The organism is Janthinobacterium sp. 75, from assembly GCF_004365495.1.
Lineage (GTDB): Bacteria > Pseudomonadota > Gammaproteobacteria > Burkholderiales > Burkholderiaceae_D > Janthinobacterium.
This window is the reverse complement of record NZ_SORD01000001.1, coordinates 201236-218535: the sequence shown is the minus strand read 5'-3', so window position 1 is coordinate 218535 and position 17300 is coordinate 201236. Positions and strand designations below refer to the sequence as shown.

12 protein-coding genes are annotated in these 17300 nt (G+C 61.3%); 7 read left to right on the top strand and 5 right to left on the bottom strand.

The features are described 5' to 3' along the window. The first annotated feature begins 197 nt into the window (after nt 1–197). The 3 genes from dprA to C8C89_RS01040 all read left to right on the top strand — a co-directional run bounded on the left by dprA (nt 198) and on the right by C8C89_RS01040 (nt 4900). The gene (gene dprA / locus C8C89_RS01050; RefSeq protein ID WP_133988684.1) at nt 198–1301 is read left to right on the top strand and encodes a DNA-processing protein DprA; all 1104 of its coding nucleotides are present in this window, start codon (nt 198–200) and stop codon (nt 1299–1301) included. Nucleotides 1302–1395: 94 nt separating this feature from the next. Further along, nucleotides 1396–1860, top strand: coding sequence for a DUF494 domain-containing protein (locus tag C8C89_RS01045; RefSeq protein WP_101483804.1), 465 nt, complete (start codon nt 1396–1398; stop codon nt 1858–1860). 373 nt (nt 1861–2233) lie between these two features. Next, nucleotides 2234–4900 carry a DNA topoisomerase III gene (locus tag C8C89_RS01040; RefSeq protein WP_101483805.1) on the top strand — a complete coding sequence of 889 codons (2667 nt, stop codon included), beginning with the start codon at nt 2234–2236 and terminating at the stop codon, nt 4898–4900. A gap of 80 nt (nt 4901–4980) precedes the next feature. On the opposite strand, the gene C8C89_RS01035 is transcribed toward C8C89_RS01040, so the two are convergent. The 3 genes from C8C89_RS01035 to C8C89_RS01025 form a co-directional block, all read right to left on the bottom strand. Then, nucleotides 4981–5706, bottom strand: coding sequence for a hypothetical protein (locus C8C89_RS01035; protein WP_133988683.1), 726 nt, complete (start codon nt 5704–5706; stop codon nt 4981–4983). Nucleotides 5707–5779: 73 nt separating this feature from the next. Then, nucleotides 5780–7204: an alkaline phosphatase gene (locus C8C89_RS01030; RefSeq protein ID WP_243857859.1), complete on the bottom strand. Its 1425-nt coding sequence runs from the start codon at nt 7202–7204 to the stop codon at nt 5780–5782. 29 nt (nt 7205–7233) lie between these two features. Further along, a complete protein-coding gene (locus C8C89_RS01025) occupies nt 7234–8634 on the bottom strand; it encodes an alkaline phosphatase (protein ID WP_243858226.1) in 1401 nt (466 codons plus the stop codon). Nucleotides 8635–8989: 355 nt separating this feature from the next. On the opposite strand from C8C89_RS01025, the gene C8C89_RS01020 reads away from it, so the two are divergent. From C8C89_RS01020 to C8C89_RS01005, 4 genes are all read left to right on the top strand, one after another. Then, a complete protein-coding gene (locus tag C8C89_RS01020) occupies nt 8990–9859 on the top strand; it encodes an MBL fold metallo-hydrolase (RefSeq protein WP_166674643.1) in 870 nt (289 codons plus the stop codon). 20 nt (nt 9860–9879) lie between these two features. Beyond that, nucleotides 9880–10536: a DsbA family protein gene (locus tag C8C89_RS01015; RefSeq protein WP_133988681.1), complete on the top strand. Its 657-nt coding sequence runs from the start codon at nt 9880–9882 to the stop codon at nt 10534–10536. Between the two features lie 93 nt (nt 10537–10629). After that, nucleotides 10630–12093 carry a catalase gene (locus tag C8C89_RS01010; protein WP_133988680.1) on the top strand — a complete coding sequence of 488 codons (1464 nt, stop codon included), beginning with the start codon at nt 10630–10632 and terminating at the stop codon, nt 12091–12093. Nucleotides 12094–12265: 172 nt separating this feature from the next. Then, nucleotides 12266–12649 carry a hypothetical protein gene (locus C8C89_RS01005; RefSeq protein ID WP_101483810.1) on the top strand — a complete coding sequence of 128 codons (384 nt, stop codon included), beginning with the start codon at nt 12266–12268 and terminating at the stop codon, nt 12647–12649. Nucleotides 12650–12698: 49 nt separating this feature from the next. Here C8C89_RS01005 and C8C89_RS01000 read toward each other — a convergent pair whose 3' ends face one another. Both C8C89_RS01000 and C8C89_RS00995 read right to left on the bottom strand, forming a co-directional pair. Continuing rightward, the gene (locus C8C89_RS01000; RefSeq protein WP_133988679.1) at nt 12699–16277 is read right to left on the bottom strand and encodes a M1 family aminopeptidase; all 3579 of its coding nucleotides are present in this window, start codon (nt 16275–16277) and stop codon (nt 12699–12701) included. A 10-nt stretch (nt 16278–16287) separates the two neighbouring features. Further along, nucleotides 16288–17181, bottom strand: coding sequence for an ABC transporter ATP-binding protein (locus tag C8C89_RS00995; protein WP_133988678.1), 894 nt, complete (start codon nt 17179–17181; stop codon nt 16288–16290). Nucleotides 17182–17300: the final 119 nt, after the last annotated feature.

The window sequence follows — 17300 nt, the reverse complement described above, 5'->3', positions numbered from 1 at the left end:
CGTATGGCACAACGGCGCGGCAGATGCGTTTGCCAGTGCGCTTCGTTTGCTGCAAAGGGAAATTTTATCACAGACGCCCATGGCCCTGTGGACGGCGGGCCGTTTGGCACGGCCATTGCACGCATCCTTGCGCGCGTCGGTATCGCGTGCGCGCCATGGCGCTAGCATTGGGGGGCACAGTACACAGTGAGGTTGTCATGCATGCAATTGCAACGACGGCAGACACGGCCACGGAACTGGCGGGCTGGCTGCGCCTGCAGCATCTGCCCGGCGTGGGGCCGGTGGCGGCGCGCGCCTTGCTGGCCCGCTTCGGCTTGCCGCCGCAAATCTTTGCCGCGCCGTTCGATGCCTTGCGCGCTGTGGTGCCGGCCAGCGTGGCGCGTGCCATCGTGCAACCGCCCAAACCGGTGGCCAACAGCCAGCTGGCGCTCACACTGCAGTGGTTGCAGCGGCCCGGCAATGCCGTGCTGACCCTGGCCGACGCCGCGTATCCGCCCCTGCTGCTGGAAATTGCCGATCCGCCGCTATTACTATATGTACGGGGGCGGGCGGAACTGCTGTCGCGCCCCGGCGTGGCCATTATTGGCAGCCGCAATGCCAGCGCGCAAGGCATGCAGAATGCTGCCGCCTTTGCCCACGCCCTCAGCGCGGCAGGCTTGACCATCATTTCCGGGCTGGCGCTGGGCATCGATACGCATGCGCACGAGGGCGGTTTGCGCGGTGCGGGCGCCACCGTGGCCGTGATCGGCACGGGCGCCGATCTGGTGTATCCACGACGCAACCTTGATCTGGCGCAAAGAATTGCCGAACAAGGCTGCATCGTCAGCGAATACGCGCTGGGCTTGCCGGCCATGCCAGCTAACTTTCCGCGCCGCAACCGGCTGATCAGCGGTCTGGCGCGCGGCGTGCTGGTGATCGAGGCGGCGGCCCAATCGGGTTCCCTGATCACGGCGCGCCTGGCCGGTGAACAGGGGCGCGACGTGTATGCCTTGCCCGGTTCCATCCATGCCACCCTGTCCAAGGGTTGCCATGCGCTGATCAAGCAGGGCGCCAAGCTGGTCGAGTCGGCCGATGACGTGCTGCAAGAGTTGCAGTGGCGAGTCGGCGTGCCCGTTGTACCGCCCGCGCTGGAAGACGAAACACCGCTGCTGGCCGCACTGGGCCACGATCCCCTCGATGCCGATACCCTGGCCGCGCGCAGCGGCCTGGCCATGGGTGCGCTGATGGGCGAATTGCTGGCGCTGGAGCTGGCGGGCCTGGTCGAACGCTTGCCAGGAGGACTGTTTCAACGCTGCAAATGACAGCTTGTCACTTGTGTGGCGGCCTTGCCGCACGGGGGCGCTTTGTCGGCGCGCACCCTTGTGTCGCAGCGAACTTAGCTGATAGAGTAGAGCCATGTTCGATATCCTGGTGTACCTCTACGAGACTTACTATCGCCCCGACGCCTGCCCCGAGCCGGCAGTCCTGGCGCGCAAACTGTCGGCCGTCGGTTTCGACGACGTGGAGATTTCCGAAGCGCTGGTCTGGCTGACGGACTTGAACGCCATGGCCGGCGTCGAGCAAACCCTGACGTCCAGTTCCACGGGCACGCGCTTCTATGTGCAGCAGGAAAGCGACGTGCTGGGCACGGCAGCCATCGGTTTCATCCAGTTTCTGGAAAGCGCCAAGGTGCTCTCGCCGCTGCAGCGCGAAATCGTCATCGAACGGGCGCTGGCGCTCGACGAGGCGCCCGTGTCGCTGGGCAAGCTGAAAGTCATCGTGCTGATGCTGCTGTGGAGCCAGGGCAAGGAACCGGATGCCCTGATGTTTGACGATCTGTTCGTAGACGACGAAGACCTGCCTCCCCGCCTGCTACACTAATAAAAATGTCCATGGCGGCGTTACAGCGTCTTGCCGTACTAGCGTACTGTCTGCGCCGCTGAGCCTTGCCCTGAACATTTTTATGCTGTCTTGCTGGCTGCCACTGCAGCCGTTGGCCCGACCCTGGCGCCGCTGCCGCGCCATCCCCTTTAAGATGCACTGCACCAGCGCGCACGCCGGACCATTGTGTTTGCGCCTGCGCATTCTTGCTTGCAGATAACTTGCCGAATTCTTCAATAGGCGCTTATCATTGGCCGCTTGACAAGACCACAAGTCACAAGGCCTTGCTCAGACAAAAGCGTCGGCGCCTGGCAATGCACTGTATGATGCGCATGCTGAAACTATCCTAGAGCATTTTTCGAGACCAAAAAATATGACAAAAACCCTCATCATCGCCGAGAAGCCTTCTGTCGCGAACGATATCGCGAAGACGCTTGGCGGCTTCACCAAGCACGATGAGTACTTTGAATCGGATGAATACGTCCTGTCGTCGGCGGTTGGCCACTTGCTGGAGATCGCCGTACCGGAAGAATTCGACGTGAAGCGCGGCAAATGGAGTTTCGCGCACTTGCCGATGATTCCACCGTATTTCGCGCTGAACCCGATCGCCAAGACGGAAGCGCGCCTCAAAGTATTAAACAAGCTGATCAAACGTAAAGACGTCACTACCCTCATCAACGCATGCGATGCGGGGCGCGAAGGCGAGCTGATTTTCCGCCTGATCGCGCAAAACGCGAAAGCCAAGCAACCGGTCAAGCGCCTGTGGCTGCAGTCGATGACGCCGGGCGCCATCCGCGACGGTTTCTCGCATCTGCGCAGCGACGAAGAAATGCTGCCGCTGGCGGACGCGGCCCGCTGCCGCTCGGAAGCCGATTGGTTGATCGGTATCAATGGCACGCGCGCCATGACGGCGTTTAATTCGAAAGAAGGCGGCTTCTACCTGACCACCGTGGGCCGCGTGCAGACGCCAACCTTGTCCATCGTGGTCGAACGCGAAGACAAGATCAAAAAATTCGTGCCGCGCGACTTCTGGGAAGTGCGCGCCGAATTCGTTTGCGCAGCCGGCATCTATGAAGGCCGCTGGCTCGACACCAAGTTCAAGAAGGACGAGAACGACCCCGAGAAGCGTGCCGAGCGCCTGTGGAGCAAGACGGCTGCCGATTCGATCGCCACCGCCTGCCGTGGCCGCCAAGGCATCGTCACGGAAGAGTCGAAACCGACCACCTCGATGGCGCCGGGCCTGTTCGACCTGACCAGCTTGCAGCGCGAAGCAAACTCGCGTTTTGGCTTCTCGGCCAAGAACACCCTGGGCCTGGCCCAGGCGCTGTATGAAAAGCACAAGGTATTGACCTATCCGCGTACCGATTCGCGCCACCTGCCGGAAGACTACATGCCGACCGTGCTGCAGGCGCTGGAAACGGTCAAGGAAAACAGCAACTACCACCAGTTCGCCAAGCAGATCATCGACAAGGGCTGGGTCAAGCCGAACAAGCGCATCTTCGACAATACCAAGATCTCGGATCACTTCGCGATCATCCCGACGACGATCGCGCCGAAGAATTTGTCCGAGCCGGAACAAAAATTGTATGACTTGGTCACGCGCCGCTTCATGGCCGTGTTCTTCCCGCCTGCAGAATTCCAGGTCACCACGCGCTACACGGAAGTGTCCGGCCATCAGTTCAAGACTGAAGGCAAGGTCATGACCAATCCGGGCTGGCTGGCCATCTACGGCAAGGAAGCATCGACGGACGCGGACAAGGAAAGCAATGGCAATGGCAACCTGGTGCCCGTGGCCAAGGGCGAGAAAGTGCAGACGGAAAGCGTCAGCGCCAACGGCCTGGTAACGAAACCGCCAGCGCGCTTCACGGAGGCGACCTTGCTGTCGGCCATGGAAGGCGCCGGCAAGCTGATCGACGACGACGAGCTGCGCGATGCGATGGCCGGCAAGGGTCTTGGAACCCCGGCAACGCGCGCAGCCACCATCGAGGGCTTGCTGACAGAACGCTATCTGATACGCGAAGGCCGCGAACTGATTCCGACGGCCAAGGCTTCGCAGTTGATGACTTTGCTCAAAGGCCTGGGCGTCAATGAATTGACGGCACCGGAACTGACGGGCGAGTGGGAATACAAGCTGTCGCAGATGGAAAAAGGCAAGATTTCGCGCGAAGAATTCATGCGTGAAATTGCGCAGATGACGCAAATCATCGTCAAGCGCGCCAAGGAATACGACAACGATACTATCCCCGGCGACTATGCCACCCTGGAAACGCCTTGCCCGAATTGCAGTGGCGTGGTGAAGGAAAACTACCGTCGTTTCGCCTGCACCAAGTGCGAATTTTCGATGAGCAAGACACCGGGTTCGCGCCAGTTTGAAATCGCCGAAGTGGAACAATTGCTGAAGGACCGCACCATCGGCCCGCTGCAAGGCTTCCGCTCGAAGATGGGCCGTCCGTTCGCCGCCATCCTGCGCATCGTGCGCGATGAAGAGATCAAGAATTTCAAGCTGGAATTCGATTTCGGCCAAAACGACGAGAGTGAAGATGGCGAAGGCGTCGATTTCACGGGCCAGACGCCCGTGGGACCTTGCCCCAAGTGCAATGCCGGCGTGTATGAAATGGGCCTGGCCTATGTGTGCGAACACAGCATGGCCAAGCCGAAGACGTGCGATTTCCGTAGCGGCCGCATCATCTTGCAGCAGGAAATCTTGCCGGAACAAATGGCAAAACTGCTCAACGATGGCAAGACGGACTTGCTGCCAGGCTTTGTTTCGCAGCGTACCCGTCGCCCGTTCAAGGCTTTCCTCGTACGGGGCAAGGATGGCAAGGTGAGCTTCGAGTTTGAAGAGCGCAAGGCCAAGCCGGGCGCCAAGTCCAAAGCGGCAGCGACCGAGGTCGAAGGCGAAGAAGGCGCGGCGCCAGCGAAGAAAACGGCCGTCAAGAAAGCGGCAGCCGTCAAAAAAGCGCCAGCCAAGAAAGCCACGGCCGTGAAAAAGCCGGCCGCCAAGAAGGCGCCGGCTAAGAAAGCGGCAGCGGCGGAGTAATCCGGCGCCGGTCAAACAAAAGCCAGGGATTTTCCCTGGCTTTTTTTACGTCCCGATGCTGCCTGTTGCTAGCCTGGCGCTTAGTCCAGGTAGTCGGAATACTCGCGCTGCGCGTAGTGCTGCAGATTGGCCCACGGCTGCGCCTTGCTGACGGTCGGCTGCAACTTGACGTCGACTCGGCGATAGAAGGTATTCGCGCGGTCGCCGCTTTCGATGACCAGGGGAATCTGTTTTTGCTCGTCCCACAGGATGCGCTGGAACACGCCATTCTTTTCCACTTCGCGCCAGCGCGCGCCCGTCACAGTCGACGCCTGTTTCGACAGCGGCATGGCGGCCACCAGTTTCGGGTCCAGCAGATAAAAACTGTTTTCCCAGGAACCGTCGAAATTGACGTTTTCGTACTCGGCTTTCGGGATGGAGACGACGATCTTGTCATGCGCATCGATGTATTCCACGCGCACGGTGTTCTTTTCCAGCATCACGTGGCGAGGTATCAGCACGGGATTGAAATGCTTGTGTTCATGCTGGGTGGCCTTCAGCGCCACTTTGGTGTTGTCGCCATGCTTGTGGCCCGCATGCGCGTCCGTCGATGGCGCCAGCACGCGCTCGACCCACACGTGGCCGGGGCGGCGCAGCATCTTTTCTTCGTAGCGGCTCTCGCGCGTCACGCCTTCGGGCGTCAGGACGCGGCTGTAATAAGTGATGCCGAGGTCCAGGTCGACAGGGGCGGAAGGCGTGGCAGGCGCTGCCTGGGCGCTGGCGGCAAAGCCGGCGGCAAGGAGGACGGCGATCAGGGACGATTTCATGGTGTTGCCTTTACGTGCAGAGGGGCGGAGGGCAGTGCCATCCGCCCCGGTGGGGTTACCGTGTTGATGCGGATCAGAAGCCGAAAGCCGCCTTCAGCAAGTCGAACACCTTGGTGTTGTCCAGGGTGCCCTTGAAGGTCTTGGCGCCGGCGCCCGTGGCCAGCAGCTTGACGTCGCCGCCGCCGTGGGTTTCGCTGGCCAGGCGCACGCCTGTTTCTTGCAGGTAGTTGTCTTTCAGGGCCGTGGCGCTGTCGACGTTGCTGCGCAGGGCAGGGCGGTTCGGGCCGTTGCCGAACACCAGGGTGGTGTAGGTATTGCCGTCCGCATCCTTGCTCGGCTGGTTATCCTTGTAGCCGCGGTTGATGTCGAGGATAGGGTTGCCGCGCTTGCCGTAGCCGTTGAAGGCCAGCGTGTGGTCATGGTCGGCCGTGACGACGATCAGGGTATTGGCCAGGGTCGGATCGGTTTCCTTGATCTTCGCGATGGCCGCCTTGATGGCGTCGTCGAAGGCGATGGTGTCGGTCAGCGCGCGCTTGGCGTTGATGCCGTGCAAGGCGTGGTCGATACGGCCGCCTTCGACCATCAGGAAGTAGCCGTTCGCGTTTTTCGACAGCAAGTCGATGGCTTTCAGCGTCATTTCCGACAGGCTAGGCTGGGTCGCGCCTTCGCCCAGTGGCGGCGTGGCGGTGCGGTCCAGTTCATATTCCAGGTGGCTGCGCGTGCTGTACAGACCGATGAACTTCTTGCCGCTCGGCGCTGCCGCCATTTCCGCTTTCGTCGCGGCCACGGTGTAGCCCTTGGCGGCAAATTCCGTCAACAGGTTGCGGCCATCGGCGCGGCCATACTTGTTGCTTGCCGACCATGGGGTGAAGTGGTTGCGTCCGCCACCCATCAGCACGTCCACGCCGTCGCCCAGGGCGGCGTTGTAGCCTGCGCCGCCTGGCGCCGTTTGCGCGGCGATCGCGTATTGGGCGTTGCGGTTGCAGATGTGCGAGAAAGTCGTCGCTGGCGTGGCGTGCGTCAATTCCGTGGTGGTGATGGCGCCCACGGCCTTGCCCTTGGCTTTTGCCAGTTCCAGGATGGTCGGCACGGTCTTGCCGCCGGCCGGGCAGTTGTCCACGCCCAGGTTGCCGTTGGCGTCGCGGCCGGGTTCCTTGGCGATGGTGTCCTGCGCCATCGAGATGACTTCATTGTTCATCTTGACGCCGGTCATGTAGGCGGCCATCGATGGCGCGCTGTCCGTCGTTTGCGCATCGTTCGAGAACGTTTTGATGCGCGCCGTGCGCTCCAGCGTGTCCATGGTCAGGCTGCCTTCTTCCTTGTACTGGTAGATGCGCGCCGCCGTCACGACGGACGGGCCCATGCCGTCGCCCAGGAAGAAGATGACGTTCTTGGCGTCGGCGGCGTAGGCGCTGGTAACGCTGGCGGCCACGAGCGTGGTCAGCAAGGAGAGTTTCAGGGCCGATTTCAGTGCGGCGGGTTTCGATGCAAGTTTCATGTGCTTGTCCAATTCTTGTCTCTTGGGGATTACAGACCGCCGGCGGTCTTGACCAGGCCGAATACTTTGGTGTTGTCGATGGTGCCAAGGAAGGTTTCCGAACCCTTGCCGATGGCGCCCAGGAAGACGTCGGTGCCGCCGTGGGTTTCATTGCCTGCCGTGGTGCGGATTACCGCTTCCTGGTGGTAGGTGTTGGCGCTGGTGACGGTTTCATCGAGGCTGGCCATGGCGGCGCGGCTCGATTGCGTGCGGTTTTCGCCATTGCCGAAGCCGATGATCGAATACGGTGCGCCGTCCAGGTCTTTCTCGACCGCGCCGGTCACGTAGTTCTTCACCACGCCCAGCACGCCAGCGTTGCCGGCAGCCGTCTTGCCCGTGCGCTTGGCGTAGCCGTTCAGCACCAGCGTGTGATCATGGTCGGCCGTGACGACGATCAGGGTATTGGCCAGGGTCGGATCTGTCACCTTGGCTTTTTCGATGGCGGCCTTGATGGCGTTGTCGAAGGCGACGGTATCTTGCAGCGCTTTCTTGGCCGTGGTTTCGTGCAGCGCATGGTCGATGCGGCCGCCTTCGACCATCAGGAAATAACCCTTCTTGTTCTTGGCCAATACATCCATGGCCTTGGTGGTCATTTCCGCCAGGCTAGGCTCCTTGGCTGCATCGCGGTCCAGGTCGTAGCTCATGTGGCTGGAAGTGAACACGCCGAACAGGCGGTCCGTCTTGGCAGCATCGACAGCCTTGAAGTCGGTGGCGTTGTTGGCCACGGTGTAGCTCTTCGCTTTCAGCTCGGCCACCAGATCGCGGTCGTCGGAACGCTTGCCGCCATTCTTGAATGGCGTAAAGAATTGCGCGCCGCCACCGAGGACTACTTCCAGGCCGGTGGCGCCCAAGGCGCTGTTGTAGCCCGTGCCGCCTGGCACGAGGGCCGCAGCGATATCGTTTTCCAGGTCGCGGTGGCAGATGTGCGAATAGGTCGCGGCCGGCGTGGCGTGCGTCACGCGCGCCGTGCTGACGACGCCGGCGGCAAAGCCCTTGGCCTTGGCCAGTTCCAGCAGGGTGGTGGCGGGCGTGCCGTTACCGGTACCGCATTTGTTGACCAGCTTGTTGCCGTTCGCATCCGTGCCCGGATCGATGGCAACCGTGTTGGCCGACATGGAAATGACTTCGTTGTTCATCTTCACGCCCGTCATGTAGGCAGCCATCGATGGCGCGCTGTCGGTGACTTGCGCGTCGTTCGAGAAGGTCTTGACGAAGGCCGTTTCCGGCAGGGTGTCCATGGTCAGCGCACCGTCTTCGCCCACCGAATAGATGCGCGCGGCCGTCATGGTGGTCAGGCCCATGCCATCGCCGAGGAAGAAGATGACGTTTTTCGGTGGCGCTTCTGGCGTCACATCTTCTTTTTTGGCGTCGCTGCCGCAGGCGGCTAGCATCAGGGTAATGGCGACGCTGCAGCCAGCGACGGAAATTTTTCTGCGTGTCATGTGGTTCATCCGGCTAGGTTTGAAAGAGCTAGCAAGATAACAATCCAATGTGACACCCTCATGACGTTGTGACACGTTTTGCGACGGCGCTACGCCGACGCCTGTGGCGCGGTTTTTGCGCACGTTATCGCTGGAAAAATACAGCGTATCGCGCAAGCGGTCCTGCCCGCCTTTGCCTGGCATTTCTCTGTTGTATCGTTTATTGCACCGAAATATGCAACAAACTATTGCGTTTTATTGGGTTTTTCTACCGGATTAGGCAACGTAAGATGCAGGCATCCCAATCATCTTGTGAAGGCACATCATGTTCTCCAAATCCATCAGCAGCGTTCTTGTTTCCACCCTGTTTGCCGCCGGCGCCGCCTCGGCCGCCGCCAGCGCCCCACTGACCCTGGACGTGTTCAATCCGGGCGAAGCGGCCATCTTCCCCGTCGCTTCCGTGCTGGTCGCGGGCAAGCATGATGCCGTGCTGATCGATGCGCAGTTTTCGCGCGCCGAAGCGCAAAAACTGGTGGAGAAGATCCGCGCCAGCGGCAAGAAACTGACGACGGTGTACATCAGCCACAGCGATCCCGATTTTTACTTTGGCCTCGACGTGATCAAGGCTGCGTTCCCGCAGGCAAAAATCGTCGCCACGCCGGAGACGGTGGCGGAAATCCGCCGCAAGGCCGATGCCAAGGTCGCCTACTGGGGCCCGATTTTGAAGGATAACGCGCCGCACAGCATCGTCATTCCCGAAGCGCTGAAAGGCCATCGCATCAGCCTGGAAGGCCAGTCGCTGACCATCTCGGGGCCGACGCCATCGCGTACCTATGTGTGGATTCCATCGATCAAGGCCGTCGTCGGCGGCGTGGTGCTGTTTGGCAATCTGCACGTGTGGACGGCCGATACGCAAAGCCTGCAATCGCGCCAGGACTGGCTCAAGACACTCGATGGCATCGCCGCGCTGAAACCCGTCACCGTCGTGCCGGGCCACTTCAAGGTCGGTTCCAGCTTGACGCCCGACAGCATTGGTTTTACGCGCGACTACCTGGTGACGTTTGAAGCGGAAACGGCCAAGGCCGCCAATTCGGCCGCCCTGATCGAGTCCATGAAACAGCACTACCCGAGCCTGGGCCTCGATGGCGCCTTAGAGACCAGCGCGAAGGTCGCCAAAGGTGAAATGAAATGGTAAGCGGAAACAAGGAGGTCGTCATGCCCACACTGCACTACATTTTCGATCCCCTGTGCGGCTGGTGCTACGGCGCCGCGCCGCTGGTCGAGGCGGCGCGCGCCGTACCTGGCCTGACAGTGGCCTTTCACGGCGGCGGCATGATGACGGGCAGCAATCGCCGTCAGATTACGCCCGCCTGGCGCGGCTACGTCTTGCCGCATGACCGCCGCATCGAGCAATTGTCTGGCCAGCCATTTGGTGACGCCTACGTCAACGGCTTGCTGAACGACACCACGGCCATGATGGATTCCGAACCGCCGATCACGGCCATCCTGGCGGCCGAATCGCTGGCCGGCAAGGGCCTGGACATGCTGCAGCGCGTGCAGCGCGCCCATTACGTGGACGGCTTGCGCATCGCGGACCTGCCCGTGCTGGTGGCGCTGGCGCAAGAACTGGGCATGGATGGCGCTGCCTTTCAGGCCGAATATGCGCAGCAGGCGGGTACCGCCACGCAGCAGCATATCGATGCCAGCCGCGCCTTGCTGGCGCAGGTGGGCGGGCAGGGCTTTCCCACGTTCGTGCTCGACGATGGCAGCGGCGCACTGTCCGTGATCGATATCGGCGATTACCTGGGCCAGCCGGCGAAGCTGCAGGCGCAGCTGGGCGGCGTGTGCGACGCTCACGGTTGTACATTGTAAATATCTATCGCTTCGATAAAATCAATTATCTTTTCCTTTGTTGTCGACCTCGCTACACTGCTTTCATCAGTCAACAACGAAGGAAAAGCAGCCATGAGCCAACAGCCGCCATTCAGTACCGCCTCGGGCATCCCCGTCGCCGACAATCAGAATTCCATCAGCGCCGGCCCCCGCGGCCCCCTGCTGCTGCAAGATTTCCACCTGATCGAAAAACTCCAGCATTTCAACCGCGAGCGCATTCCCGAGCGCGTGGTGCACGCGAAAGGCTCGGGCGCCTATGGCACCTTTACCGTGACGCATGACATCGCGCGCTACACCAAGGCCAAGCTGTTCAGTGAAGTTGGCAAGCAGACGGCGACTTTCGCCCGCTTTTCCACCGTTGGCGGCGAACGCGGCAGTGCCGATACGGAACGCGACCCGCGCGGCTTTGCCGTGCGCTTCTATACGGAAGAAGGCAACTGGGATTTGGTAGGCAACAACACGCCGATGTTCTTCATCAAGGACCCGATCAAGTTCCCCGATTTCGTCCACACGCAAAAGCGCGATCCGCAAAGCAATCTGAAATCGGCCGAGATGATGTTCGATTTCTGGAGCCATGCGCCGGAAAGCCTGCACCAGGTCACCATGCTGTTCTCGGACCGCGGCACGCCGGACGGCTACCGTCATATGGATGGCTTCGGCAGTCACACGTATAGCCTGATCAATGCCGACGGCCAGCGCGTGTACGTGAAATGGCATTTCAAGACACGCCAGGGCATCAAGAATCTGCCTGCCTCGGAAGCGGGCCGCCTGGCCGGCCTTGATCCCGACTACGCCCAGCGCGACCTGTTCGGCGCCATCGAACGCGGTGATTTCCCGCAGTGGGAAGTCAAGCTGCAGGTGGCAACGCAGGAGCAGCTCGATGCATGGGAGCAGCGCACGGGCTGGAACCCGTTCGACCTGACGAAAGTCTGGCCGCATGCGGACTTCCCGCTGGTGCCGGTGGGTATTTTCGAGCTGAACCGTAACCCGGACAATTACCACGCGGAGGTCGAGCAGGCGGCCTTTTCGCCGGCCAATGCCGTGCCGGGCATGGGCTATTCGCCGGACAAGATGCTGCAAGGCCGGCTGTTCGCCTACCACGACGCCCAGCTGTACCGAGTCGGCACCAACCACCAGCATCTGCCCGTGAATGCGGCCCGCTGCCCCTTCCATAACCAGCAGCGCGACGGCAGCATGGCGATCAACAATGGCGGCGCGGCGCAGAATTACGCGAACGTGGCGGCGGCAGGCACGCAGCCGCAAGGCCTGGGCCATGGCGAGGGGGCGCTGGCGCTCGATGGTGGCGCGGCGCGCTACGATGGGCGCGGCGTGGAAGACGATTACACGCAGGCCGGCAATCTGTTCCGTCTGATGTCCGTCCAGGCGAAACAGAACCTGTTCGACAACCTGGCCGGTCCCTTGAGCCAGGTGCGCGCAGAAACCTTGCAGCGTCAGCTGGCTCACTTCGACCAGGCCGACCCGGCCTATGGCACCGGCGTACGGGCAGCCTTGCAGGCGCGTGGCGTGACCCTGTAAGTGTGTCTGTGGCAGACGGACCTACCCTGTTCCGTCTGTTGTTGATATAGCACAAATTGGTGGTTGATATTAAATATTGCCGTATGGACATATTTGTCTTCCATGCGTAGACTTGTCGGTCTGATGATTGCGCCGTCTTCCTGGCGGCATCCTGACTAGAAAGTCTTGCAATATGAATATGGTGAAGCTGTCGGTGCATGGGGATGACCCCACGCTCAAATCCATTCTCGAAGTCTTGCCCACTGATCCGGAACGGCAATGGCGCAAGGGCGAGGCGAAGGGAGCGGGCCGCGTGCATCTCGATTCCGGCTTTGAAGTGCTCATCGCGCAGGCGTCCAAAGCGCAAGTGCTGCCCTCGCGCATACGCACCTACCTGGCCGAATGCCGTTCGCGCGGCGTCACGTTCACCATGCCGCGCATTGTGGCCGAGCTGCAACTGGAGTTGAATGGCGATGACACGGTCGATGCGCCGCTGGACCTGACCCTGGCCGACATGCAGCACCTGACGGAAATGGGCATCAGCCTGAGCCTGGTGACGCGCTGCGCCGCAGTCTGACATCCAATGATACCGAAAATGGCCGCCCTGAACAGGCGGCCATTTTTCGTCACGGTTCTTCGAGCTCGACGGTGACCATATTGTCGTCCGGCTTGCGGTCGATCAGCTTGTTGTCGGGATCGATGCCCGCCTTGCCGGGCCGGCTGCTGACGATTACGGTATAGCTCGCTTCACGGGCCGTCATGCGCAGGCGTTCGCGCAGCAGCGGATAGCCATTCGCATCGTCGACGCCGATCTCGATCCAGTCGTGCAGGGGGGCGTCGTGTTCCTCTCCTTGTTCGCCGGCCGTCAATTTGCTCGCCTGCACCTTGAGGGTGACTGCATACTTGCCATCGCTGCGTTTGATGGCCGTGGCCGACAGGGCGCGGTTGTCAAACAGCACGATTTTCTCGAACAGATCGTCGATCAGGTAAGCCTGCTCGGGTGGCGTGACCTTGCGCAAGCCGTCGATCAGCGCCGTCACGCTTGCATACGGCGGCCCCTTCTGGCCGTAAGTCTTCAGCAGCTCGCGCAGCACGCCGTTGACCTTGTCTTCGCCGATGATGTCCTGCAGCAAATACATGGCCAGGCTGCCCTTGTTGTAATGGATGTAGGTCTGGTTTTCATTCTCGGCCAGCGGCAGTTCCTTCTTGCGTTCTTCGCTGCGCCCCATCAGATATTGATTCAGGTCATAGCGCAGGAAGCGGCGCATCTTTGCCGGCCCCGTGGTTTTTTTCATGACCATCAGGGCCGAATACTCGGCCAGTGTTTCGCTGAGCACGGTGGCGCCGCGCGTGTTGCCGCCCACCAATTGATGCGCCCACCACTGGTGCGCCACTTCATGCGCCGTGACGTAGAACGGATAGTCGAGGTCTTTCGGATTCTTGTCATCTACCTTGGCGATGAAGCCCAGGCCTTCCGAGTACGGAATCGTGTTCGGGAACGATTGCGCAAACGTGGCGTAGCGGGGGAATTCGACGATGCGCAGGACCTTGTGCTGGTAGGGACCGAAGTTTTTCGTGTAGTACTCAAGCGCTTCCTTGCTGCCACGCACGAAACGATCGAGGTTGTATTCATGGCCAGGATGGTAATACACGTCGATGGCCACATCCTGCCAGCGCTCATGCCTGACGGCGTAGCGGGCCGACTGGAACGCGTAGAAATTCAGGATCGGCTGGTCCATTGTGTAATGGAAGTAATGGCGGCCCTTGGCGATCCAGTCGTTGTCCAGCATGCCGGGCGCAATGGCCGTCTGGCCGTCGACGGTGCTGACGGTGGCGTCAAAGTTGATGCGGTCGGCGTCAATGCTGACGTAATTGTCCGCCAGTCCCCGTGCATCGTCGCGCGGCAAGGCCCGTTCGCGCGCCGGCAAGCCGTGTTTCTTGCGGTCGCGCGGGTCCGTCAATTCCAGCTGCGGCTGGTAGCCGATGTGCGGCAGCACGGCATTCGTGAAGAAGGTGCCGTTGGCCACCACGGGCGTGTCCTGGCCCAGGCCGAAGATGCCGCGCGGCGCATAGGAAATGTCGAAATCGAGGCCCAGGCTGGCGCCCGGCGCCAGCGGCGCGGCCAGGCGGTAGCTGTAAAAACCCAGCTTGCTGTCATCGAGGCCGGGATGTACGCGCGCATCAAAACGCAGCCGCATGGTGGAAGTGGGGTCTTGCTGCACAAAAATGTGGCTGATCGGCAAGCTGGTCTTGTTTTGCAGCATATAGCGGCCCGTGACGGCCAGGCTGCGCTGCGCCGGGTAGATGGCCACGTCGAGTTTCACGTCGGTGATTCTCGGCTGCGGCGTGGCGGCAAACTTGCGGTACTGGCGCTCGGCACTGGCGCGGTCCGCATCGCGGGAAAATTCGGATTTGTAATCGTTGGCCACGTGGAAGACGTAGAACAGCACGCCGCCTGCGCCGACGAAAATCAGGGCGCCGCCGGCAAAGCTGGCCAGCACGCCCTGCGTCAGGCCGTGGCGCGCCAGGCGCAGCCGGATGCGCCAGCTATCGTGCGCGCCGCGAGGCCAGAACAGCAGCGACAGCACCGCCAGCATGACGGCCGCGCCGCTCCAGTACAGCAAGTACCAGCGCTCGCGCAACACATAGTGGCCGGCGCCGTTCATGGCCGAATACACGAAATCCGGTGTGCTGCCGTACAGCAGCAGCGGGTCGCCCAGGCCCAGCGAGGCAAAGCTGATGCTGGCGATGTGGTACAGAATCATGGCGAAATACGCCAGATACTTGTGATTGATCACCACTTGCAAAAAGATGGCCAGCACGGCGATCAGAGCGTAGTAGGGCAAGTGCGACAGGAACAGCGATTCCAGGTACAGGCCGGGATCGAGGCGGTAATAGCCCTTGAAGACCTGGATCGACATGCCGCACAGCATGATGACCAGGCTCAACAGTGCTTGCAGGCCGATCAGGGCGAACAGCTTTGACAGCAGCGGCAGCCAGTTCGGCACGGGCAGGGCGTCGAGCATCAGGTGGATGCTGGTCTCGCGTTCGCGCCACACCAGCTCTCCCGCGTAGAAGGTGGTAATGATCAGCATGAACAGGGCGAACGAGGCGCTGACCATTTCCAGCACTTTTTCCGTCACCGGATAGGTATTCGTGCCGTAGATGGAACCCATGTCGAGCGCGCCGCCATACATGGTCAGCACGCCGGCCAGCACGATGACGACAAAATAAATGTTCTTGATGGTTTCGCGCAGGTTCAGCCAGCTCATCTTGACGAGCAAGGCGGCCAGGTTGCGCTGCGCGAAGTCCGGCGCTTCCTGCGTGGACAGCGAGGCGTTCGACAGGCGCAGCGGCACGTCGCCATCGCTGCGGCGCTTGCTGGCGCCCGCGTCCGTCGTGGCGTGGAACTGGAAGCGCCAATAGCCGAGCAGCAAGGCCACCAGGGCGAAGCCGGACCAGATGGCGCGGTTCAGCAAATACACGCCCTCCAAGGTCACCAGGCGCGTGTTGCGCTCCGCGTTCGGCCAGTATTCCGTCAGGCGTATCAGTGCCGTGGTGCCGAAGGGGTCGATCAGGGCGGCCAGGGTCTTGTAGTCGAGGTCGCGCGCCAGCGAGGGCGCCACCAGATAGCCGATCAGCATCACCACCGAGCTGATGTACACAGGCAGCATGCGCCGCGTCAGGGCGGCGATGACGAAGAAGATGGCGCCGAAGATGAACAGGTTGGGCAGCAGGGTAAACACGTAGGGCATCAGGTAGGCCAGCGCGCGCTGCGGCCCCAGGCGCTCCGGGTCGATGCCGGGCAGCCAGGCGCCGAGCCAGGCGCCGATGACGATGCTGGAAAACACCACGGCCAGTACCAGGTAGGCGCCGAGGAAACGGCCAAATACATACTGATATTTTTTGATCGGCGCGCTGAAGAAGAAATGCTGCATGCCGTATTCGAAATCCTGCTGTACCGAGCGGCCCATCATGGCGGCCACCACCACGGCGCCGAAGCAGCCCAGCAGGCTGCACGTGAACGCCAGCGAGCGGGGCGCGTTGATCAGGAACTTGCCGCCAAAACTGATGCTCGCTTCCTTGAAGACGCCGCCGGCGGCAGCCATCCACAGCATGGCCAGGGCCAGGAACATGGCGAAATACACCCAGGTGGACAGCAGCTTGAGCCGCTGTCGCGCTTCAAAGCGGGCGATGGCAAACATGGCAGCCCCCTCAGTCGCACTGCGGGGCGACGCGGTGGCGCCCTGCAATGGTGGCGAAATACAGGTCTTCCAGGTCGCCGATGGCTTCCTCGAAGCCGTCGCCCGGGTCGTCGTCGCTGTAGACGTGGATCAGGGTGCGGCCTGATAGCAATCGCGTGGAAATGACGGCGTGGCGCTGCTGGAAGCTGGCCAGTTCTTTCTTTTCGACAAAGCGTGCCCAGATCTTGCAGCTGACTTCATCGATGAGTTCCTGGGTCTTGCCGCACAGCAGCAAATGGCCCTTGTTGATGATGGCCATGTTGGCGCACAGGTCGGCCACGTCGGACACGATGTGGGTCGACAGGATCACCGTCTTGTCTTCGCCGATGTCGGACAATAAATTGTGGAAGCGCACGCGTTCCTGCGGGTCGAGGCCAGCCGTCGGCTCGTCGACGATGATCAGTTTCGGGTCGCCCAGCAGGGCCTGGGCGATGCCGAAGCGCTGGCGCATGCCGCCGGAAAAGCTGCCCAGGCGCTGGTGGCGCACGTCGAACAGATTGGTTTGCTGCAACAGACCATCGACTACCTCGCGCCGGCGCGCCTTTTGCGACAGCCCTTTTAACATGGCGAAGTGGTCGAGCAATTCGTAAGCCGTCACTTTCGGGTACAGGCCGAAGTCTTGCGGCAGGTAGCCCAGCATGCGGCGGATCTCGTCCTTGTCGTCGAGCACGTCGTAGTCGCCGAAGAAGATGGAGCCGGAATCGCATTCCTGCAGTGTGGCCAGGGTGCGCATCAGGGTCGACTTGCCGGCGCCATTCGGGCCCAGCAAGCCAAACATCCCGGGCGGTATTGTCAGCGATACGTTATCCAGCGCCACCACGCCATTCGCGTAGGTCTTCGACAATTTGCGAATCTGCAATTCCATACAACTCCTAACTCATGCGTTGCAGCCCGATGGTGCAGGGCTTCTCTATGCTGGCATTGTATTGAATTTAAGACGTACTGGGCAGTTGCATGCGATACACGGCATTTTCGCGTGCCCAG

Coding starts and splice junctions, on each gene's coding strand:
- dprA (WP_133988684.1), top strand. CDS start 198: ATGCATGCAATTGCAACGACGGCAGACACGGCCACGGAACTGGCGGGC.
- C8C89_RS01045 (WP_101483804.1), top strand. CDS start 1,396: ATGTTCGATATCCTGGTGTACCTCTACGAGACTTACTATCGCCCCGAC.
- C8C89_RS01040 (WP_101483805.1), top strand. CDS start 2,234: ATGACAAAAACCCTCATCATCGCCGAGAAGCCTTCTGTCGCGAACGAT.
- C8C89_RS01035 (WP_133988683.1), bottom strand. CDS start 5,706: ATGAAATCGTCCCTGATCGCCGTCCTCCTTGCCGCCGGCTTTGCCGCC.
- C8C89_RS01030 (WP_243857859.1), bottom strand. CDS start 7,204: ATGAAACTTGCATCGAAACCCGCCGCACTGAAATCGGCCCTGAAACTC.
- C8C89_RS01025 (WP_243858226.1), bottom strand. CDS start 8,634: ATGCTAGCCGCCTGCGGCAGCGACGCCAAAAAAGAAGATGTGACGCCA.
- C8C89_RS01020 (WP_166674643.1), top strand. CDS start 8,990: ATGTTCTCCAAATCCATCAGCAGCGTTCTTGTTTCCACCCTGTTTGCC.
- C8C89_RS01015 (WP_133988681.1), top strand. CDS start 9,880: ATGCCCACACTGCACTACATTTTCGATCCCCTGTGCGGCTGGTGCTAC.
- C8C89_RS01010 (WP_133988680.1), top strand. CDS start 10,630: ATGAGCCAACAGCCGCCATTCAGTACCGCCTCGGGCATCCCCGTCGCC.
- C8C89_RS01005 (WP_101483810.1), top strand. CDS start 12,266: ATGAATATGGTGAAGCTGTCGGTGCATGGGGATGACCCCACGCTCAAA.
- C8C89_RS01000 (WP_133988679.1), bottom strand. CDS start 16,277: ATGTTTGCCATCGCCCGCTTTGAAGCGCGACAGCGGCTCAAGCTGCTG.
- C8C89_RS00995 (WP_133988678.1), bottom strand. CDS start 17,181: ATGGAATTGCAGATTCGCAAATTGTCGAAGACCTACGCGAATGGCGTG.